Annotated in this window: 16 protein-coding genes; 13 read left to right on the top strand and 3 right to left on the bottom strand. The window is 44.8% G+C overall.

Translation table 11 applies throughout. The features are described 5' to 3' along the window. Positions 1-201: 201 nt before the first annotated feature. A complete protein-coding gene (locus WC841_03010) occupies positions 202-2,172 on the bottom strand; it encodes an O-antigen ligase family protein (protein ID MFA5828304.1) in 1,971 nt (656 codons plus the stop codon). A gap of 35 nt (positions 2,173-2,207) precedes the next feature. On the opposite strand from WC841_03010, the gene WC841_03005 reads away from it, so the two are divergent. The 5 genes from WC841_03005 (at position 2,208) to topA (ending at position 8,414) form a co-directional block, all read left to right on the top strand. Beyond that, positions 2,208-3,320, top strand: a complete 1,113-nt coding sequence (locus tag WC841_03005; protein MFA5828303.1) for a rod shape-determining protein — start codon at positions 2,208-2,210, stop codon at positions 3,318-3,320. Between the two features lie 32 nt (positions 3,321-3,352). Continuing rightward, positions 3,353-4,966, top strand: a complete 1,614-nt coding sequence (locus WC841_03000) for a penicillin-binding transpeptidase domain-containing protein (protein MFA5828302.1) — start codon at positions 3,353-3,355, stop codon at positions 4,964-4,966. Positions 4,967-5,147: 181 nt separating this feature from the next. Further along, on the top strand, positions 5,148-5,792 hold the full coding sequence (gene dprA / locus WC841_02995) for a DNA-processing protein DprA (protein ID MFA5828301.1): 645 nt from the start codon (positions 5,148-5,150) through the stop codon (positions 5,790-5,792). A gap of 14 nt (positions 5,793-5,806) precedes the next feature. After that, on the top strand, positions 5,807-6,208 hold the full coding sequence (locus WC841_02990) for a hypothetical protein (protein MFA5828300.1): 402 nt from the start codon (positions 5,807-5,809) through the stop codon (positions 6,206-6,208). Between the two features lie 166 nt (positions 6,209-6,374). Next, on the top strand, positions 6,375-8,414 hold the full coding sequence (gene topA / locus WC841_02985) for a type I DNA topoisomerase (GenBank protein MFA5828299.1): 2,040 nt from the start codon (positions 6,375-6,377) through the stop codon (positions 8,412-8,414). A gap of 132 nt (positions 8,415-8,546) precedes the next feature. On the opposite strand, the gene WC841_02980 is transcribed toward topA, so the two are convergent. Continuing rightward, on the bottom strand, positions 8,547-10,823 hold the full coding sequence (locus WC841_02980; GenBank protein MFA5828298.1) for a DUF87 domain-containing protein: 2,277 nt from the start codon (positions 10,821-10,823) through the stop codon (positions 8,547-8,549). A gap of 217 nt (positions 10,824-11,040) precedes the next feature. On the opposite strand from WC841_02980, the gene WC841_02975 reads away from it, so the two are divergent. From WC841_02975 to WC841_02945, 7 genes are all read left to right on the top strand, one after another. Beyond that, entirely contained in the window at positions 11,041-11,238 is a 198-nt protein-coding gene (locus WC841_02975) for a hypothetical protein (GenBank protein MFA5828297.1), read from the top strand. Between the two features lie 136 nt (positions 11,239-11,374). Continuing rightward, the gene (locus WC841_02970; protein MFA5828296.1) at positions 11,375-11,620 is read left to right on the top strand and encodes a hypothetical protein; all 246 of its coding nucleotides are present in this window, start codon (positions 11,375-11,377) and stop codon (positions 11,618-11,620) included. 980 nt (positions 11,621-12,600) lie between these two features. Then, positions 12,601-13,518, top strand: coding sequence for a 30S ribosomal protein S2 (gene rpsB, locus WC841_02965; protein MFA5828295.1), 918 nt, complete (start codon positions 12,601-12,603; stop codon positions 13,516-13,518). 62 nt (positions 13,519-13,580) lie between these two features. Beyond that, positions 13,581-14,039 (top strand): translation elongation factor Ts, encoded by a 459-nt coding sequence (gene tsf, locus WC841_02960; protein MFA5828294.1) that lies wholly within the window; start codon positions 13,581-13,583, stop codon positions 14,037-14,039. A 57-nt stretch (positions 14,040-14,096) separates the two neighbouring features. Next, a complete protein-coding gene (gene frr, locus WC841_02955) occupies positions 14,097-14,648 on the top strand; it encodes a ribosome recycling factor (GenBank protein ID MFA5828293.1) in 552 nt (183 codons plus the stop codon). Between the two features lie 98 nt (positions 14,649-14,746). After that, entirely contained in the window at positions 14,747-15,019 is a 273-nt protein-coding gene (locus WC841_02950; GenBank protein ID MFA5828292.1) for a four helix bundle protein, read from the top strand. A gap of 141 nt (positions 15,020-15,160) precedes the next feature. After that, positions 15,161-16,207 carry a M50 family metallopeptidase gene (locus WC841_02945; GenBank protein ID MFA5828291.1) on the top strand — a complete coding sequence of 349 codons (1,047 nt, stop codon included), beginning with the start codon at positions 15,161-15,163 and terminating at the stop codon, positions 16,205-16,207. 244 nt (positions 16,208-16,451) lie between these two features. Here WC841_02945 and WC841_02940 read toward each other — a convergent pair whose 3' ends face one another. Next, entirely contained in the window at positions 16,452-17,828 is a 1,377-nt protein-coding gene (locus WC841_02940) for a hypothetical protein (protein ID MFA5828290.1), read from the bottom strand. Between the two features lie 127 nt (positions 17,829-17,955). Between WC841_02940 and WC841_02935 the strand changes: the two genes are divergently transcribed. Then, entirely contained in the window at positions 17,956-21,483 is a 3,528-nt protein-coding gene (locus WC841_02935) for a dockerin type I repeat-containing protein (protein ID MFA5828289.1), read from the top strand.

Below are 21,483 nucleotides of genomic sequence, written 5' to 3'. Positions count from 1 at the left end.
GATTCGCGGAAAGTACTTTCCGGTGGTATGCGGAAACGTTCTTTACCATGATGACAATCGTCGGGGTATTTGATCTCACCGGTTATTGGGTCTTTTTCAAGGTGAATACATCTTTTGCAATCGAGTCCCCAGGTCATTCTATTTCCGCGACATCGTCGTTCTGGTGCCATAATTGGTGAGATTGTAAACAATGGCTAAGTTCTAGTCAAGGAGGTTGATTTGATCAAGGTAATTTTGGGCGTCGGTGTTTTTTGGGGCGATTTTTAGGGTGGTTTCAAATGATTCTTTGGCTTTTTGATAGTCTTTCTGATCCAAATAAATTTTCCCCATATCAAAATAGGCAAAATCATAGTTTGGTTTTTGGTCGATGGCTTTTTGAAAGTACAAAAGGGCCTCTGGAGTTTGGCCGGCAGTAAGATAAAAACGACCGATAAGATAAAAAATTTTGGCATCGGTGGGAGCAAGACGGGAGGCGGAGAGAAGGGACTCGATGGAGTCGGTAAAATATTTTGAATCGATGGTGGACAGGTAAATAAACATTTGGGCTCGTTCTTTCCAAAAGTTAACATTGGCCGGAGAATCGGCAACGGATTTGTCAGAAGCGGCCAGGGCGATCTTGATGTTGTTGTCTTGCGATTGTTTGTCGATGGAAGCGAGTTTGACGGCGATGGTAGACATCTTGCTTTGGTACAAGGGCTCGGTGGGTCGAAATTTAATGGCGGCGCCGATGTAGTCATAGGCAGTTTGAGGCTCTTGGTCGGCATCGGTATTTTCGGATTGGGCGAAGGCGATATCGGCTAGATAATAGGCGGTAATGGTGTTGAAAAGATAGCTGCCACAGATTAGGGTAAAAATGACAAGGGGAATGGTAAAAAAATTATCTTTTAGTTTGGCTTTTGGAGTAATAACCTGTGGCGGGATTTTGATGAGGGCGGGAAGAAGGAAGAAAAATAAAGATGAGACAACGACGGTAAAACCGGCGGCATTGGTGATCAAAATGGCGGAGAAGCCGGAGAGGATAGCCAGGTTTTCTATATCGGATTGGTGATTAGGGATTAATTTTTTGAGAACGGTGAAAATGATGAGGAGGTAGGCAAGTAAGCCTAGAGCGCCGGTAGTAGCGAGGTAGTTTAAATATTCGTTGTGGGCTTTGTTGTAGAGAAAGTCCCACTCGGAGGTGAGATTATGAGAGGTCGGCCTGGTCCAGTAATAAGAATAGGCAAAAGTTTCTACTCCGGTGCCAAGGACGGGGAAACGTTTCCAGAGGTCAAAGGCACCTTGCCAGACAATTTTTCTGATATCTTCTGAGGCAGTAATATTAGTGTCGGCGGTAACCTCTGACAGGGCTGAGGGAGTTTGGGGGGAGGAGGGGGAAAGGCGATTTTGAATGGGATTGTTGACGGTAAAAAGAAAAATAATCACTAAGCCGGAAACGATAATCGGTAATAGAATTTTTTTTGTTTTTTGGGAATAGATAATAAGAAAGAGAGAGATGGTGATGATGGCGGCAAGAATACCTGATTTGGATTTGGTAAAAAGGAGACACAGATAAAAAACGGTAATCAGTAAACTGTAAACAGTAAACTGTAACTTTGATTTGGAATTAAGAAATTTCAAAATGGCAAAAGGGATAAGGATACAAAGATAGGCGGCCAACCAATTTGGTTGGCCGAGGGTGGAGAAAACCCGGTTTTGGACATCCTGAATCCAGAGGTGTTTGTCGATACCGAAATGCTGCAAAATTCCGTACACAGAGACTATTAATCCGGAAATCAGGGCAGTGTGGACTAGCTTGTTTTTTAGAGAATCGGTGAGGTAAACATTGAAAACCCAGAAAAGGGTGAGATATGAGACGGTGGATAAAAGCCCGCCGTTCATTCGGGAATAATAGCCCCAAAGAGAGGTGTGGGGATCGATGGAAATAATGGTGGAAATGGCTTGGGAGAGTAGAAATAGTGCAAAAGGGATGTCCAGGAAGCTGCGGCGATAGAGGGGAGTGGCGTTGACAAAATGATTGATTAAATGAAGGGAAAGAACAAGTATAGTAATGGCAAAAACAAAGTAAGTTTTGGGTAATTCGAACAGCTCTGAATTAAAGGAGGTGAAAATCAGGGGGGTGAAAAAGAAAAGCAGGAGGTAGCAAAAAATAATTGCCCTGGGTATTAATTTCATAGGTATAGTATAACGGTATCTTGCTATAATTTGATGTGATCAGTCTTTTTGATTTTGGAGGTTTTGTGGACAAAATTTTGGCGCCGTTTAGGTGGGATATTGGGGTTGACCTGGGCAGCAGTAATGTTTTGATTTATCTTCGAGAGCGGGGGGTGGTGGTGGATGAGCCGGCCATGGTGGCCCGACCAAAAAAGAAAAGATGGACCGGGTTGTCGGCGCCAAAATTGTCTAATCTGCGGCCAATTGCTTTTGGGACAAAGGCAAAAGAAATGGTTAACCGTGAGCCTATCCATATCGAAGTTGTTAACCCGATAAAAAACGGGATAATTTCGGATATGGAGTCGGCAGAAGATATGATTACTTACTATCTACGGTTGGTTTATGAAATACCCAGTAAATATCCTAAGTTTTTGAAACCCAAGGTATTGGTGGGAGTCCCGGGTTTTGTGACCGATGTTCAGAAACGGGCAGTAAAGACCATTTTTTTGGCGGCGGGGGCGGCCCAGGTAATGTTGGTGGAGGAATCGATTTTGGCGGCAATTGGGGCGGGGATGCCGGTTAATAAATCGTCGGGGTTGCTGGTGGTGGACATTGGCGGAGGAAAAACGGAAGTAAGTTTGGTATCGATGGGTGGGGTCGTGCTGACCCGGGCGAGTAAAGTAGCGGGGATAGAATTGGATAATAATATTGTGAATTATGTAAGGATGAAATATGGGGTGCTGATTGGTCCGGGTACGGCGGAACGGGTGAAAATTGAATCGGGAAGGATTTTTGATGGTGAGGGAGGGAGCCACTCTTTGGTGAGGGGTCGCGATCTGGAGTCTGGTCTGCCCCGGAGTATTAAACTAAGTGCTTCGGAAATTCAGGAGGCGGTGGGACTTGAGGTGGGAAAAATTGTTAAGATGGTGAAAACGGTGTTGGACGAAACTCCGCCGGAGCTGATGGATGATATTTTGAAAAGAGGAATTATTTTGGTGGGGAGCGGAGCGAAGCTGAAAGGTCTGGATAGAGAGATTGAAAAAGAGACTAAAATAGTAACCCGGGTGACAGAGGATCCGGGTATGTCGGTCATTTTTGGATGCGGGGCATTGATAGAAAACAGAGAATTACTCGGTCAGGTTAGACTGGTTTCGGGATATAGGGAATGATGGAAACCGAGGGTAATTTGCGGTATTGGGGTTTGAAAGTAGGTCTGTTTTTGAGCTTTGGGATATTGTTTGTCGGATTTTGCAATTTGTCGATTATCAGACACAAATATTACTATAGTTTATCCAGGGAAAACCGAATTTTTGAAACGGTAATCCCGGCCGGAAGGGGATTGATAGTCGACCGGAAAGACAGGGTGGTGGCGAAAAGTTTTTATCAATACTTTAAAATGGTTGACGGAAACAGGGTTTATGATGACCAGGGGGACTTTTTGGGCTATCGGTTTGAGGGTAAAGATTTGGCATATGAGTTAAAGCGGCAATACCCATATGGGGAATCGATGTCTTTTATTACCGGATATGTGGGGCAAGTAAATGAAAAGGAAATAAATACGGATAAGTGCAAAGAGCGGTTGGGATTTGGAAGTGTGTTGGGACGGGGAGGAACTGAAGAGTATTTTGATTGTGATCTTCGGGGGGTGGACGGTAAACGGTTGATAGAAGTAGATGCAAAGGGGAAATATATCAGAGAGCTAGGGAGACAGGAGCCGGAAATAGGGGAAAAAATTACCTTAAGTTTGGATGCTTACTGGCAGGAAAAGATTTATAAAATGCTTGAAGGGAAAAAGGCGGTGGTAATAATCAGCAACCCCCAAAACGGAGAAATAGTCAGCATGGTTTCCAGTCCCGGGTTTGACCCCAATGTGTTTTCATTTCAGCAGGATAATGTAGCGATTAATAATTATCTGGACGATAAGGTAGATTTGCCGCTTCTGAACAGGGCGGTGGCGGCAAGATATCATCCGGGTTCGGTGTTTAAACTGACGATGGCAACCGGCGGACTGGAAACGGGTGTAATTGATGGCAATACTCTGATCGAGGATACCGGGGTGATAAAGGTGGGTGAATATTCCTATTCGAATTGGCTGTGGAACAAAAGCGGCGGGACAGATGGGATGGTGAATATTGTAAAAGCCCTGAAGAGATCTAATGATATATTTTTTTATAGATTGGGGGAGAGAATGGGACTGGAGAGAATTGTGACCTGGGCGGATAAATTTGGTTTTGGAAAAAAAGCGGGGGTGGAGTTACCGGGGGAAATTAGCGGGATTTTACCGGATGAAAAATGGAAAATTGAAAATAAGGGGGAGAAGTGGTTTTTGGGAAATACTTATCATTTGGCCATCGGACAGGGAGATTTGAGTGTGACACCTCTTCAGGTGAACCAGATGACGAATGTGGTAGCCAATGGGGGGGTGAAGTGTAAAATGACCTTGATTCGGAACGGGAAAGCGGAGTGCGAAAGTTTGGGGATAAAGAAAGAGACGATAAAGTTAGTAGTTGGGGGAATGAAAGAAGCCTGTAAAAGTGGAGGGACAGCGTGGCCGCTTTTTAACTTTAAGACTGAGATTGCCTGTAAGACAGGGACGGCGGAAGTGGGTGACGGGAGTAAAGAAACACATGCCTGGCTGACTGCTTTTGCACCAGTTGATGAGCCACAAATATCTATTACGGTTGTGGTGGAGAGAGGCGGGGAAGGGTCTGATGTGGCGGCGCCGATTGTGGGGGATATTTTGAAAGAATGGTTTGAGGAACCGGAAACGGTGGTGCCAAGATATGGGACACCAACACCGGGGATAAAAATGTAATTTGTAACCTGCCTGCCCACCACGGCGGGTAAACCGGCAGGCAGGTCTGTAATCTGTAATCTGTAATTTTAATTAAATTAAAACCCACCCTTTAATTCCCTCCCTTGAAGAAGGGAGGACTAGAAAAGATTGCCACTCCGCCAGTTGGCGGATCGCAATGACGTTAGTATATGATTTAGGAGTGGAAATAAAAGTAATTTGTAAAGATAGTGACAGTTTTCCGTATTTACTGCGGCAGATACCGGATTGCCCCGATAGACTGTATTGTCTTGGGAATACGGAGTTGCTAAGAGAAAAGAAAGCCCTGGCGGTGGTGGGGAGCAGAAATATCAGTGAATACGGGAAAGAAGTGGTGGAAAAGCTAGTTCCGGAACTGGTCAGAACCGGGATTGTGGTAGTGTCGGGGATGGCCTTTGGGGTAGATGCTCAAGTGCAAAGGGTTTGTACTGAGAGGGGCGGGAAAACAATTGCGGTTTTGGCTTCGGGAGTGGACGTGGTTAGCCCGAGGTCGAATAAGTGGCTTTATGAATTGATTTTGGCTAGTGGAGGGTTGATAGTTTCAGAATATGCAAACGGAGTATTGCCGGCCCCGGAAAAATTTTTGGCAAGAAACAGAATAATTTCCGGAATCTCGAGGGGGGTAGTGGTAATTGAGGGGTCGAAAAGAAGCGGAACTTTGGTAACAGCAAGGCTGGCGGCGGAGCAGGGGCGGGAGGTATGGGCAGTGCCAGGGAGAATGACAGATACCAATTCGGCAGCGCCAAATTATCTGATTAAAAACGGGGCGAATATTGTAACGGGGATTGAAGATTTAGAAGGATTGTAGTAAAGTAGTGGTCAATGTTATCAGGAGAAAGGGGGGCTGAAGGACCAAGTTCCAAAGAAAATAGGCCAACGGGTTATTGGCGAAGTACGATAGCTTATGAGGGGATTCCGAAGGTAGCGGCGGATGATATGGAGGAAAGAATTACCAAAGTAACTAGTTTTGCGCGACAGGTGGTGACGAGAATGGCATTGGGAATTGTTGATGGTATCCCGGGATTGGGGTGGTCGATGACTGTGATGAGAACCGATGGACGGGGGAAAGAGATTCGGAATTCTAACTCTCTAATTGCGGGGGATGGGAGGGCGTCGGAGTTGTATAGAAGTAGCTTAGAGGGTATTCAGCCCGGAGAAGAGTCCAGGGTGGTGCTATCGTTGGCGACCGGAGAAACTGTATGCTTGCCGAGGGTAAGATGGTAGTGAAAGCTTGACAGGTGGTGATAATATATAGACTTGTAACTGGTAATCAGTAATTGGTAAATGGTAATCTGTAACCGGTAACTGGTAATCTGTAATCAGTAACTGGTAACCTGCCTACCGGCAGGCAAGTCTGTAATTAGTAATTTAGTAAATAAATTTTATAAACATGGGAGACAAGAGTTTATTGGTAGTGGAATCGCCGACGAAAGCGAAAACTATAGGGAAATATTTGGGAAAAGATTTTGAGGTGATTGCGACCGTGGGTCATTTGAGAGATTTGCCGGGGAATAAGATGTCGGTGGATATTAAACACGGTTTTGAGCCGGATTACAAGATCGATCCCAAGAAAAAAAATGTGGTAGAGGACCTTATTAGAACTGCGGCCAGAGTTAAAAGAGTATTGTTGGCGACAGATCCGGATCGGGAAGGGGAAGCAATATCGTGGCATGTGGAGTGGTTGCTGACGCATCCAGATGAGTCAAAAGTCTTAAAGTCTAAAAGTCTGAAAGTGGGAAAGTCTGAAAGTTTGAAAGTGGGAAAGAAGCTTGATATCAGCAGAATAACATTTCATGAAATTACTAAGGACGCAATTTCTGATGCGATGGGAAAAGCACGGGCGGTGGATATGGATTTGGTAAACGCGCAGCAGGGGAGAAGGATTCTTGACCGGGTGGTGGGTTATACTTTATCTCCGGTTTTGTGGAGAAAAGTAAGGAGAGGTTTGTCCGGTGGGCGGGTGCAGTCGGTGGCGGTGAGACTGGTGTGCGAAAGGGAAAAAGAGATTGAGGCATTTAAAAAAGAAGTGTTTTTTAAGGTATTGGCGGAATTGAAAAAGGGGAGGGAAAAGTTTGACGCTGATCTGATAAAGGTGGAAGAAAAGTCGGCGTTTAAAACGGAAAAGATCAAACTATTTGACGGGGTTTATTCTTTTACCAAGTCGATTTTTGAGGATAGGCAGAAGGTGACGAAATTCGTGAATGACCTATCAAACCAAATGGTGGTCGAGAAAGTAACAGAGAAAGAAATTAACAGAACGCCGCTGCCGGCTTTTACAACATCAAAACTTCAACAGGCAGCGGCCAGGAGGTTTGGATGGCCAGGGAAAACGACAATGAGTGTGGCGCAAAGATTGTTTGAAAGAGGCTTTATAACATACCATCGGACTGATTCGGTCTATATTGCCGAAAAAACGATAAATGATTTCAGAAAATATATCGGCAAAACATACGGAGAAAAGTATATATCGGCAAAGATCAGGTACTATAAAAATACGGCCAAGAATGCCCAGGAGGCGCATGAGGCTATCAGGCCGACAGACGTAAATAGGACAGAACTGGCGGATGCAGACCCGAGGGAGAATAGACTATACCAAATGATTTGGAAACGGGCAGTGGCAACACAGGGGGCAGCGGCGATAACAGGAAGTACGGTGGTTAATCTGCGAGACGGAGGCGGTCTGTTTCAGTCAAAAGGAGTAAGGATGATTTTTGATGGGTTTTTGAAGATTAATGGAGAGAAATTTGAAGATCAGATATTGCCGGCTTTAAAAGAAGGAGAGATGATTTCGGCTACAAAGATATGGTTTGAGGAGTCGGAAACTAACCCACCGCCAAGATATACCGAGGCAAGTTTGGTATCGAGCCTGGAAAAACAGGGAATCGGGCGACCAAGTACTTATGCGCCGATTATCTCGACTATTCAGATTCGACAGTATGTGGAAAAGGATGAGGGGAAATTTATCCCAACAGCATTGGGCAAGGCGGCCAATGAATTTTTGGTAAGGAATTTTTCTGAAGTTTTGTCGTTGCCGTTTACGGCTGACATGGAGGGTAATTTGGACAAAATTGCGGCGGGAAAATTGGATTGGAAAAAAATGATGAAAACATTTTGGAACAGATTTGAGAAGGATGTAAAAATAGCCGAAGCCGGGGCAGAGAGAGTGAAGGTGGAGACGGAAAAATTGGGGGAAAAATGTCCGGAGTGTAAGGAGGGGGAGCTGGTTATTAGACTGGGGAAATTCGGGAAGTTTATTTCTTGTAGCCGGTTTCCGGAGTGTAGGTATACTAAACAGTATCAGGAAGTGGCCGGATTTGACTGTCCGACGTGTGGGGCGCCGGTGGTAATAAAGAGAACCCGGAGCGGCAAGAAATTTTATGGCTGCTCGAAATATCCGGAGTGTAAGTGGGCAGGGTGGAAGAAACCTTAAAACCCGTCATTGCGATCCCGACGTTACGTCGGGAGAAGTAATTCTGAAACAACTTGACTAACTAAGTCTTGTAATGATTGCCACTCCGCCAGTTGGCGGATCGTAATGACGAACTAGCGGGGTGGAAAAACCTTAGGGTTGTGGAATGACTGGCAGGGAATTGGGTGGGGGAAAGGCGTCTTTTAGTTTTTTGCCCCATCTTTCCTGGGAAGTTCTAATTACTTTATCGCGATGCTGATTTTTGCACAGGAGCGGCGGAAGGGTGTTGGAATAAAAAGGCTGGGTTGTTTCTGAGTCAATGGAGAGACGGCAAATGACCTGATATCTACCAAGTTTCACAAGGTCATCTGAGGGGAACTCGGCTCCGAATTCTTTTTGGAGGATAGCGGCATCCTGGTTGCCAACGACAAAGGAGATAAGGGAACCGACGTTGCCGAAAATAGCATCCTGAATCGGACGTTCCAACTGGTTCATGTATTGATTGGCGACGATTAGATTAAGCTTAAATTTACGGGCTTCGGAGAGGATTTTGATGAAAGCTTCTGTGGCAAAGTTTTGAAATTCGTCGACGTAAAGATAGAAATCAGATCTTTCTTCTACCGTTTGAAAAACACGGTTCATGGCGGAAAGCTGGATTTGGGTGATTAACATAGCGCCTAGAAGAGATGAATTGTCTTCTCCGAGGCGGCCAGTGGAGAGATCGGCTATAAGGATCTTTTTTTGGTCCATGATGCTTTGAATATCGACTTTTGATTTGGAGTGGGCAAGAGTGTTTCTGATTTTGGTGGAGGAAATGAACTGACCGACTTTGTTTAGAACCGGGGCAATGGCTTCGTTTTGGAATTTTGGGTCCATTCGGTCAAATTCGTTGAGCCAGAAGTTTTTGAGAGTTTGATTGTTTAACTTTTCAATAACCCGATTTCGATAGTTTCTGTTGGTTAAGATTTCGATAACATGGGTTAGGTTGGAGTCGGGAGTATTTACAAGAGTCAGGACGGTGTTTCTGAGGATGTGCTCGAGACGCGGTCCCCAGGAAACAGTACCATAGAGTTTTTTGAAGATGGAGAGGACACCGGAAGCGACTAATTCTTTTTGGGACTCGTTTTTGGCCTCGAGAACATTTAACGGGTAGACGTATTCCGGATCGGCGGGGTTGAAATAACAACAGTCGTTGATGCGGTTGCTGGGAATATAGTCAAGAATGGTGTTGCAAAGATCACCGTGAGGGTCGATGATAGCGACGCCACGGCCTTTTCTGATGTCATCAATGGCCATGTTGGCAATGAGGGTGGTTTTTCCGGTACCGGATTTACCGATAATATAGGTATGGCGGCGACGGTCTTCCCCCTCTTTGATACCAAAAATGGCGTCTTTGTTGCGGAATTCTGTGCGACCGAAAACGGTAATTTTGTTTTTTTCTTCTTCGGAGAGACCTTCGATTATGGGGAGATTTTCCGGGGGTTCGGCATAAAGTTTTTTGCCCCAGGCGATGTTAGGAAGTTTTGTGAGTTTATTGGGAAAATGGCAGAGGGCAGCGAGTTCCTCGGTGTTTAGAATCTGAGTTTTGAGACCTTTTTTGATTTCCCTGGAGAATATTGCGGTTGGGAGTTTATTTTTGTGAAAAAAACCAGGGGTAAAGGTTTTGATAAGATTACCGCGGGGGCTGGTGTAGATGCCAAAGGAGGAGGAAACGCCGGTAATTAACCCGGGATTATTGGAGAAAAGATTGATTTGGGCCAGAAGCCCGGGGAACTGGATTTTTTGCTCAAAGACGGCTTTGTCGGGATGAGCTTGGTGATAGCCTTTTTCTTTGTCGACTACCGTGCCGTTTTGAATAACGTCGATAATTGGACCCTGCCAGTTTTTGGGGGCGGAGGAAAGAATTATTTGATAGAGGAAAAAATCATCGCGGCTGTTTGATCGGGAGAGCGGGGCCAGGATGGAATTTAGAGGATCGGTATCGCGAAAGTCTTTGGCGATTTTTAGAGGGTAATCAGACATGCGGGAAAGACCAAGCTGGATGAAACTGAGGCGCTGGGGGGTTATTTCTGTTTTTGGAGTGGAATCTTGGCCTGGGGTAACGGGGCAGTGCGACCCGACTAAAAAAGGGGTTAGATAATCATCGGGGTTGCGGGTGATGGCAGTGGGGTATTGGGCTAAAATTTGGGCCCGGAAAAAATCGGCGTCACGGGTGTTGGTGACGACAAAAAATCTAATCTGGCCGTTTATCAGGGCGATTTCAATTGAGGCAATAGTTTTCTTTTTGCCGAGGAGTTTCTCGAAAAATCCAAGACTGGAAAATTGGGTGAAATTGGAAAAAAGAGAGGACATAGACTCCAGAGTGTATTCGTTGTTTTGTGGCAGACGGATTTCAAGAATGGTGAACTGGCTTTGAACACTGTCGGGCATAGTTTGATTTTACACTAATATTGGACGGAAACAGGGTTTATGATTTTGTCTGTTATGTAAATATATTGTTGTATTTTTCGATGATATGTGATATTATAAGATATAGTTTTAGCAGATTGCCAAAGATTTATATCTGTAAGCGGCGGTTTGCTGAAGACTGGTTCGTTGACAACAAGACAACTCATGGCCATTGGCCAGAAAGGAAAATCGCATGAAGATGAAAATCAGGTGGGTTGCGGCTAGCTCTTTGCTCGCACTTTGTGCGGCATTGTCCTTCTTTCAGCTAGCGGCTACGCAGAAGAACGACGACCAGCCTGCTTCGGAGGGTGGGGGGTTTTGCCTTTTGTTTGTCCTGATCCCCACCGCGTTGGCTAGCTGGGGTTTTCTGTCGCTAATATCGGCGGTCATTGGGTAAGTCCCAAAGATCGCCGAGGGCGAAGACAACGGGTGGGGTGACCATGCACGATGGTGGTCACTCCACTTTGTTTGTTTTTTGGTGTTTTGAGTTGTCTTGTTGTTTTTATTTTTTAAATATGGATTAAAATAGGTTAATGGGAAAAACGTTGGAGGCCCTGACGATTCAGATGCCAATGCCCGGATTGGGGGCAAAAGCAAGGGAAGTTATGGTAACAGTGGCGGAAGAGATACCACCGGCAGTTGTAGTTGTTGCCAGGGAAAGTCCAGAGGAAAGAGCCGAAGGGTTAAAGAGGACGGCCAAGTTGGGGCGATGGTTGAAGCGATATGGACCTAGGGAAGAAGGTTTTGTGGGGAATAGTGTCCCCAGGGACAAGGACTAGTATAGTGTGATATAATCGGATTGTTTTTCGTAACAAAATTATTAGGAACCAATGCGGTTTTGAGATGATTTTGTTCCTGTCCTGAACGTAATAAACGACAAATGTCGTTTAAACGTTCCTGTTCGTTAACAACCCAGGAAAAAATTTTGGTAATTGGTAATCAGTAATTGGTAACCTGTAACTTGTAATCTGTAGTTAAACCCTTTTTAAATGGGATCAACGAGTTCATCTTTTGGTGGATTGGTTGATTCTATTTAGAGAGGAGAAGCGAATATGATTGTGTGAGAGTTAGGTTCTTAATTTTTAAAAAAATAGCGTGTCGCGTTGTTTTCACCGTGGGGTTCCATGGGTTTTTTATGACTGCCCAAAGGAGGCGACGTGGAACGTCTTTTGTCTTTTCTGATTCTGCTGGTGGTGGGTAACAAGTCGAGTTTCTGCTCGCAGTGCAACCGTCTGAGGAGTGGGTGCGTGAAGGCATACCCCAATTGCGGCGGCCCTTTCACACGCCAGTCGTAGCCCCGGTGTAAGGGGTTCTCGGGGTGGGCCGAAAAAGATCAGAGGACATCGCTGTCTTCTATGGCCCACCCCGAGGGATGGTAAGAAAAAAAAGAAAAAAGAAAAAGCAAAGGGGAATGCCCCCTTTGTTAGTAACCATGGGGTTACGTTTTTTTATTTTTTTTGTTTTGTTTTTGTTTTTTGTGTTTTCCTGGGTTGTTGTTTTTTTCAATTCACCTTTTTTTTATTTTTGTATTGAGACACCCCGCGGGGTGTCTCTACAAGGAAAATCCAGACGGCAAGAGCCGAAAGATTGCCACGTCGTCCCGATTAGCGTCGAGGATTCTCCCTCCAAAGGCGGGTAAACGGGCAGACACAATGACGGAGAGTGTGTTATAATTTCCGATTGAATAGTTATTAGTTAATTGGCGGGTGTTTGTCCTGGCCGTTGGCCCACCCAAGATTATTAGTAAGGACAAAACAAAATGGAAGAAAAGAAAAAGACGATCGTAAAAACCGTAAACCGAACCGGTAAAAGTTTGGTAAAAAAAGCGTTAGTAGTAAAAGCCAAGAAACAGACGGCGGTAACGGCAGATAAGATTAAAAAGATTAATGAAGATCTCAGAGCAAAAAAAGATGCTTTGTCCAAGAAACAGGAATTGCAGGCAGTGGTTTTGGCAGAAAAAGTAGCTGCAGATGCCAAGGCTGACAAAAAATATACTCTGACAATCGGGCTAAAAGATTTACTGGATGCCGGATGTCATTTGGGTCACAAAATTTCTAAAACTCATCCAAAGGCGAGAGAGTCGATTTATGCGGCCAAAGACGGAATTCAGGTGATTGATTTGGTTAAAACTCTAGACGGACTGGAAGCGGCGTGTAATTACATATACAACGCTAAAAGGAACGGTAAACAGATAGTATTGGTTGGAACCAAGCGCCAGGCCCGTGAAGTGGTCCGGAGAGTGGCGACTGAAGCCGGCGTACCTTATGTAACAGACAGATGGTTGGGAGGGACAATTACTAATTGGGATCAGATCCGAAAAGATATAAAAAAACTAGTTGATCTTAAAGACGGGTTGGAGAAGGGGAAATTTACCGAAAGCACTAAAAAAGAAATCCTTGAGATGAAAAAAGAGGTGATTAGATTGGAAAAGATAGTGGGGGGACTGGTTAAACTCGATAAATTATTTGATATGGTCTTTGCGGTTGATGCCGGGTTTGAAAAAACGACCATTAAAGAAGCGACGATGAGGGGGGTAAAGACTCTGGCGATGGTAGATACAGATAGTAATCCTTTTAAGGTGGACTTTGCCATTCCGACCAACGATGATAATGTTAAAAGCATCACGATAATTGTTGAAGAAATCGGGAAGGCGATAAAAGCGGCGGGGGTGAAATGAGTTGGTAATCAGTAATCTGTAATCAGTAATCTGTAATTGTAAATTAATATTAAAATAAAAAAATGGAGACTAAAAAATTAATTGAGCTAGTTAAAAAATTGAGGGAAGAATTGGGATTAGGAATGATGGAAATTAAGGCGGCTCTGGAAGAGGCCGAGGGCAACGAGTCGAAGGCAAGAGAAATATTGAAAGAAAAAGGATTTCAAAAGGCGGAGAAAAAGGCCGATAGGGAAACTCATCAGGGCAGGGTGGCCACTTATACTCATGCAACCGGTAAAATCGGGGTAATGGTGGAACTATTGTGTGAGACTGATTTTGTGGCAAAAAATGAAGAATATATGGCCCTGGCAAAGGATTTGTGTTTGCAGGTGGCGGCGATGAATCCCAAAGATGCAAAGGCTTTGCTAAAACAGGATTTTATTAAGGATCCGTCCAAAACCGTATCGGATCTGATAAAAGCACTGGTGGCAAAATTTGGGGAGAATATAAAACTTGGAAGAATTGGTAGATTTGAGATATAGATTGGTAACCTGTAATCTGTAATCTGTAACTGGTAATTAGTTTGGTAAAATAACGATATGATAAATATCCCAAACGTAAAAGCGAGAATGGATAAGATTGTAGGAATTTTTGTTGATGATATTTCATCGATTCGGACCGGCAGGGCAACGCCGGGGTTGATAGAGAATGTGGTGGTAACTGTGTATGGCGGACAAAAAATGAGACTGATTGAGCTTGGATCGATTGGAGTGCCCGACGTAAGAACATTGACTTTTCAACCGTGGGATGGGACTTTGGTAAAGGAAATTGCCAATGGGATTGCGGCGGCCAATATTGGCATGAACCCGGCAGTTGACGGGCAAATAATCCGGATGGGCTTGCCGATGCTAACAACAGAACAAAGAGAGGATTATATAAAAATCTTGGGGAGGAAACTTGAAGCGGCGAGAGTGATGATCCGGGATGCCCGGGCAGATTTCCGGAAAGAATTACAGTCGGCAAAGCAAGAAAAAACAGTTTCCGAGGATGAATTTAAGGTAGATGAGGCAGAGTTGCAAAAGGTGACTGACCAATATATTGAGAAATTGGAAATGGTGGCCAGTAAGAAGGAAGGGGAGATAAGGGGATAAAATCAGTAATCAGTAATCAGTAATTGGTAACCTGTAATTGGTAACCTGTAATTGGTAACCTGTAATTGGTAATCAAACTGGTAGAATGTGATAGGAAGATGGGGAGAATATTGGATTTTTATGATTTAAATTCATGGAAGGAATCACACGCCTTGGTGATTTCTGTTTATAAAATATTGGATAAGTTCCCTCGAGTTGAGAAATATGGAGTTTGTGATCAGCTAAGGAGGGCTGCGAGCTCAATTAGTGCTAATATAGCAGAGGGATTTGGTAGATATCATTTTAATGATAAAATTAAATTCTATTTTCAAGCAAGAGGATCGCTAAAGGAAGTTCAAAATTTTATTTTGTTAGCAAAAGATCTAAAATAGATAGATTCTGATTCCTGCAAGAAAATTTGGGTCCAAAGTAAAGTTGCTGAAAAATTAATTAATGGTTTAATTAAATCTGTTGAGAGTCAAAAATAGTTTTAAATTACTGATTACAGATTACCGGTTACAGATCACATAAAGATGGATATTTTAATTTTTATAATTGCGCTTTCTATTTTGGTTTTGGTTCATGAGTTTGGCCATTATTTTGCGGCGATTAAAACCGGGGTAAAGGTGGAAGAATTTGGATTGGGTTTGCCACCGAGAATCGTGGGGAAAAAATTTGGCGGAACAATTTTTAGTTTGAATTGGCTGCCGATCGGAGGGTTTTGTAAATTGTATGGCGAAGATGGAGACGGAAAGGGTGGGGTGGCGTTTAATAATAAAAAACCGTGGCAGAAGATGATGGTGGTTTTGGGGGGAGTGTTGATGAATCTGGTTTTGGCAATAGCGATTTTTTCGTTTGTTTATTCCGTTTCCGGTGTGCCGACGGATATAAAGGTGGTGAAGATAATAGGAATTACCGGGGGTAGCCCGGCGGAAATGGCAGGGCTTAAAGAAGGAGATTCGGTGGTCGAAGTTGAGGGTAAACCGGTTTTTAGCGCAAGAGAGATGACAGATGAAGTGGCAAAATATAAGGGACAAGAAATTAGTCTAGAAGTCGAAAGTCTAAAAGTCGAAAGAGAAGTAAAAGTTTTTGTAAGGGAAAATCCTCCGGCAGGTGAGGGCGGAATGGGGGTGACGGTATCTAACACGGAAATGGTGCCAATGAAGTGGTATGAGATACATAAAGGGATTGGGGCTGGTTTTCGAGAGGCTTATTATTGGGGAAAAATTATTGGAAGCGGAGTGATCGGCATGGTGAGTGAACTATTTCAGGGCAGAGTGCCAAAAGATGTGAGCGGGCCAATTGGGATGTTTCAGGCGACAAGTAGTATCAAACAAAACCAGGGGATGTTGGCGGTGGTACATTTTTTTGCGATAGTATCTGTAAATTTGGCGGTGGTAAATATTTTACCTTTTCCGGCTTTGGACGGAGGAAGGATAATCTTTGTGGTTTATGAAATGATTTTCAGAAAACGGGTCAACCAAAAGTTTGAAACGGCTATTAATAATTTCGGAATGGTGGTGTTGTTGTTTTTGATATTTTTGATCACAGCCGGTGATGTGGTGAGGATATTCAAATAATTGGTAACCTGTAATTGGTAATCTGTAATAAGTAATCTGTAACCTGTAATAAAATTCCAAAATTACTAATTACTAATTACGAATTAAGAGTGAGAACTGTTTTGTCATTGCGAGGAGAAACGATCCCTCGTTTCTCGGGACAGGCTCCGCAATCTTGAAACAGCTTGACTATTTTAATCCTGTAAAGATTGCCTGCCGGCAGGCAGGGATTGCCACTCCGCCAGTTGGCGGATCGCAATGACGCTTAATTTAGCGGGGTGAGTTTGAGAATGATGGCAGAATTGGGCTCGAGGTAGACGTTTTCGGTGTAATTGAATGAGGGGACGGTTATATTTTTGGAATTTTCTTTGCCCATATAAATGGTGCTAACTAGCCGATAATTGCCGGGGCTAATGCCGCGGAAGGTGACCGGGACGGTTTCGGGATGTAAATTTAAACTGTCGTAGTTTACTAATAGGGTGGAGATTATTGAGCCATTTTTGGCCGAAAGCGAAGTAACCCAACTGCCATCACCGGTTGAGGATAAACGTTGGCCCTGGAGTTGGTTTAGGAACTGGAGAGCATAATAGCGGGGTTTTGGGACAGAGCCGTTGGTGTGGTGAGTGATTATACCCCAACCGGTTGAGTTTGGGGATCTTGGGGAGGGGCCGTCGACGAGTTCAAATGGGAAAAGACGGTGGATTTTGCCGGCCATTTGAGTACAGAGGGAAATAAGATGAATTCCGGAAAGCTTATTGTCGTACCAGGCGTCGGCTTCTGGAGAGGGGCCGGTTTCGGTGATAATCCTTTCAATGCCGAAATATTGAGGAAAGTCAGATAAAATTTTGTTTAAGTTATTAAAGTCTTTTTCGTAATCGATAATGTTTTTGGAATATTTGTGCCAGGAGATGAAATTGAGGCGGAGGCGATTTTCGGTGGCCGTTTTAAATAAGGATTTAATCCAGTTTTCATAAAAGCCGGTAGTAGCCGGGCCGCCGATTTTGTAATCGGAATTGCCGGCACCGTCGACAATTGCTCTGGCAGTTTGAACGTAAAGGGTGGAGTAATCGGGGCTTTTGGCATAGTGCCAACCGCCAAAAAGGTCGGGCTCGTTCCAGACTTCGTAATAAATACCGGAGATATTTTTTTCCCGGGAATAACGGTTGGCGGTGGCCTTGACTAATTGGTACCATTGGTTCCAGTCTGATGGCTCGCCGGCGTTTTGACCGTTTTTGGACATAGAGGAAGTGGTGTAGGAAACGGAAAGCATCGGCTTGGCGCCGGTTGACAGGATACTATTTATAATACGATCGAGCTTTTCGAAGTTGTAGTTTCCGGGACCGGCGTAAACCTGATAGTAATCGAATAGGTGGTCGATTCGTATCAGTTGGAGCCGGAGGGGCTTGGTTTGGTATAAAACAGGAGCAATCATATCGGTAGGCTCTTCGCCACCCTGAGAAATGTTTTGCCATAGGGAAGAGGGGATATTACCCTGAGGACTTTGGGTGTCGATGATAATGGCGGCGGGGATACCAGCAGCACCTTTGCGGATATCTAAAACCGTTTTTATGGCCAGGATTATGAATGGCAGGGCGACAAGAGGGAAAATGGTTTTTAATAGGTTTAAATTCTTGTTAGCCATAGTTTAAGTATAGAAGAAAAGTAATGATTATTGGGTGTTTTAACATTTGACGTATTGACTCAGGTGATGCCAAGTGTTTTACTTTTCTATTAGTATTTGCGTATATTTTTATATAAAAAAACAGAAAATGAGCCCAAAAATACGGAAGATAATTGGATTTTTTAATTTTAGAGAAAATTTGGGCATGGCTCAGATACCATTGATTATAGGTTTGGTGATAATGGCAGTGGCACTGCCGATGGTTACCAAATTAAGCCAACAGAACCAGGATATTAGAAACAGGGCGGCAATGCCGTCGGAGCCAGCAGTAACACCAACAAGCGGTGCTTGTATAGCCCAGGATCGTGGGTGTGTCAGTGGTGACTCAAGATACAATAATTGTTGTGCCGGTTTAGTCTGCCAGACGTCTCCCGGTAACCCATATGGTGAGGAATATTGTATAAGGCCAGTACCGACGGACACTCTGAGACCGACTAATACTCCGACCCAACATTGCGAGAGCGCTGGTTTGTCTCAAATGTGTATGGATAATTATAAAGCTTGTAGTTTGAATTATGGAGTTGCGGGAAAAACATTTATCGGAGAAGGGTCGGGATGGTGTCCAACGGGACAAAATTGTTGCAAATATACATCTACAACGTCTCCGACATCGACCGTAAAGCCGACAGTAAAGCCGTATGGGACTTCTACTCCAACTATTAGGGTAACGGCAACGCCAACCAGAACGACGGTTACACCGACCAAGACGGTGGTTCCCACTAGAACACCGACTCCGCAGTATACTTGTGATGGTGATTATTGTGACTCTGATAATAGGTGTTGTAGCGGGTTTGTTTGTAGCAGCACTACTAGCTCGGGGTATTGTAAAAGATCAACCGTGGTTCCGACTGCGACGGTAAGACCGACAGTGGCTCCGACTAGAGTGCCAACTATGGTTCCAACCGTGGGTCCGACTTTGACTCCTACGGCAATACCCAATTCTTACCACAGCTGTCCTTCGGCTGACGGGAATCCTGATAAACAGGCGTGTTGTGATAGCAACAATAACTATGTTGACTGGTGGTCGTGTGGCGGAACCGGCGAGGGGCATTATGTTGATTACGGGGGGATAGTAGTGGACAGTGCAGGAAAAGTGCTGTCTGATGGAAACGGAGTAAAAATAACGGTTCAATCAACCAGCGGTTCATTTGAATCTTGGGAGAACCCCGGTAATACTAGTTCAACCGGAACATGTGGATTTTCTAACCCGGGTGGTAGGTATTTTAAAGTCAAAAGATTAAATGTAGGTGGCGGGGGTGGTGATGTTAAGGTGACCGTAGGAGGAAGTGTAGAGGGGGTAAGTTGGAAAGTAGTCGATGCATGGAATAGTAATACGGTAAAATTTTCGGGTACGGGTGGAGTAGCCAGTTTTAGAATGGCAGAATCAGGCAGTAACAATTGCCAACTGCTTATTAAGTTTACGGTGAAAGCAGCTACAGTAACCTCGGCTCCCGGAAGCTGTCAGGCTAATGGTACTTGGGATATGGCCTGTGGATGGACGGGATTAAATTGGTGTAAAGTTGGGACCAGTTGTGATACCGGTTATATTTCCGGGCCGTTGGTTGCCACCGGTTGTGCCCCGAATCAGTTTATGAGAAATCAGGGGACTTACTGTACCAGATCGGATGGGGCTAAGAGCTTTAATGGTTCGTCTACTTGTATTACATCCACGAATTGTTCCGGGACGACGCCTGCCCCGACTATAGCGCCCAGTTGTCAGGATAGTGTTTGGGATATGTCGTGCGGGTGGTCGGGAATGAATTGGTGTAGAGCGGGTTCGAGCTGCAACACTGGTTTTGTATCTAACCCGGGTGTGAGTACTAGCTGTCCTGCTAACCAATTTTTGAGAAATGATGGGGTGTATTGTACCAGATGGGATGGAGCAAGGAGCTTTAATGGAGCGACTAGCTGTGTTAGTTCTTCGAGTTGCGGCTCTTCTGTAACGCCAACAGTCAGACCAACAACGGTGCCGACAGGTAGCGCGCCGACAAGTTGTACCGGCGGATGCTATTCCAACGAGGCCAACTGCACTACTAATTGCGGTAAGGCTTGTACCAGATTTGGCGATACAGCGACAGCGGCGGCCAATGGCTGCGGTTGGGCGCCGACTTATCGATGTTGTTCGGGCAGTGTGGTCCCGACGGTGGTACCGACGGGGACGGAAAGTAAAGCATATTGCCGAATTACCGGCTTGATTCCTCAATCAGCTCCGGGAGGGGCAATAACCATTACTTATGAAGGTAATGCTAACGCTTCGGGGACTTATCCGGTGAGATTGTGGATAGAAAGAAGGGATTATAAACAGATTGATACTTCGAAAATGTCGCCGGCGCCATTGGCAGCTAATTCCAGTGTTCCCGGAGAAGAAGGGTTCTATTACACCAGAGTTAAACAGTGCAATAGCATTAATGGGGCAGCTTGCAATGATAGTTTTCAGTTTGCGGGTTTGCCGGCTGGCAACTATGTAGCGCATTGTGATGTGCCGACAGCACCGGTGGGTAAATGTACCGGTAATCCGGCCTGTAGTTATAAGGGAGGCAGTCTGCCGTGCACGGGCTTTGTGTCGTGTGCGTCGACCGATAATGCGACATTTAACGTTGCCACCGCTGCGGCTGGGTGCAATGAATCCTGCACAATGATCCAGGGTCAGGATATGTGTGATCGCAGTTTAGGATTGGTGTGTACCTCGGGTTATTTTGATAGCCAGGGGAAACCGGGGAATTTTTGCCGGAATCCAAGTTGTGCCGGTGATTTGAGCTGTAGGTGCGGGATCCCGACCGGAGTGCCGGTACCGTCTCTGACACCGATTCCGACGGCGACCTGCAACCAGAATTTCTCATGTAACGGTTTGACTTTGAATAATGCAAACGGGAATATCACCGTTAAAAAAGGTGAAATCGTCAATATGACCGGAACCGTTTCTAATTGGGGAATAATTTATATGAGCAAGGTTTCATCGGTAGGGGCACAACCAAGCGCGAATAGCTTTGCGATTGGTGGTGCTAGCGGAGCGTATTATCCGAAAGCGGCCTATCAGATGAACGAAGTGGGGGTTTTTGCAGTAGAGTTAAAATCGGCCTGTAACAATCAGTGTTCTCAATTGTGTACGGCGGATGGGAAACTGTATCAGAACCAGACTAATAGCTGCCCGGGGTATTATGAACCGGTAAGCGGCAGGAACTGTAACAGTACAAATTGTATACACTGGATTACGGTAGCAGAAGGTGCAGCTTCAAGTTGTAAGGAATGCCCAACCACTTTTGAATGTTATAAGCTGAATACCGGAGGGGAGTATCGGTGGTTTGTACCTGGCTATGTGATGAATGGTTTCGTAAGAGATGTAGATGATAACTGTACGGGCTCTAATGTACCGAAACCTACCTTTAAAGGTAAGTCAAAAGGTGATGCCAATTGCGACGGTTCGATTGATGTAACCGATTATGCCGTATGGCGACGAGAGTTCGTAGACCTGAGTGCCGGAGTGCCGGAAGTAAGTACAAACTGGGACGCCGACTTTACCGGTAGTGACGGAAAGTGCGATGGTGTCGTTAATGTCTTTGACTATTCTTTGTGGCACAAGTATTTTAGCGAGTTGATGACTTCGGGAGGAAATTAA

Source organism: Candidatus Shapirobacteria bacterium, from assembly GCA_041659325.1.
Lineage (GTDB): Bacteria > Patescibacteriota > Microgenomatia > UBA12405 > UBA12405 > JBAZYN01.
This window is presented reverse-complemented; position numbering and strand designations above follow the sequence as displayed.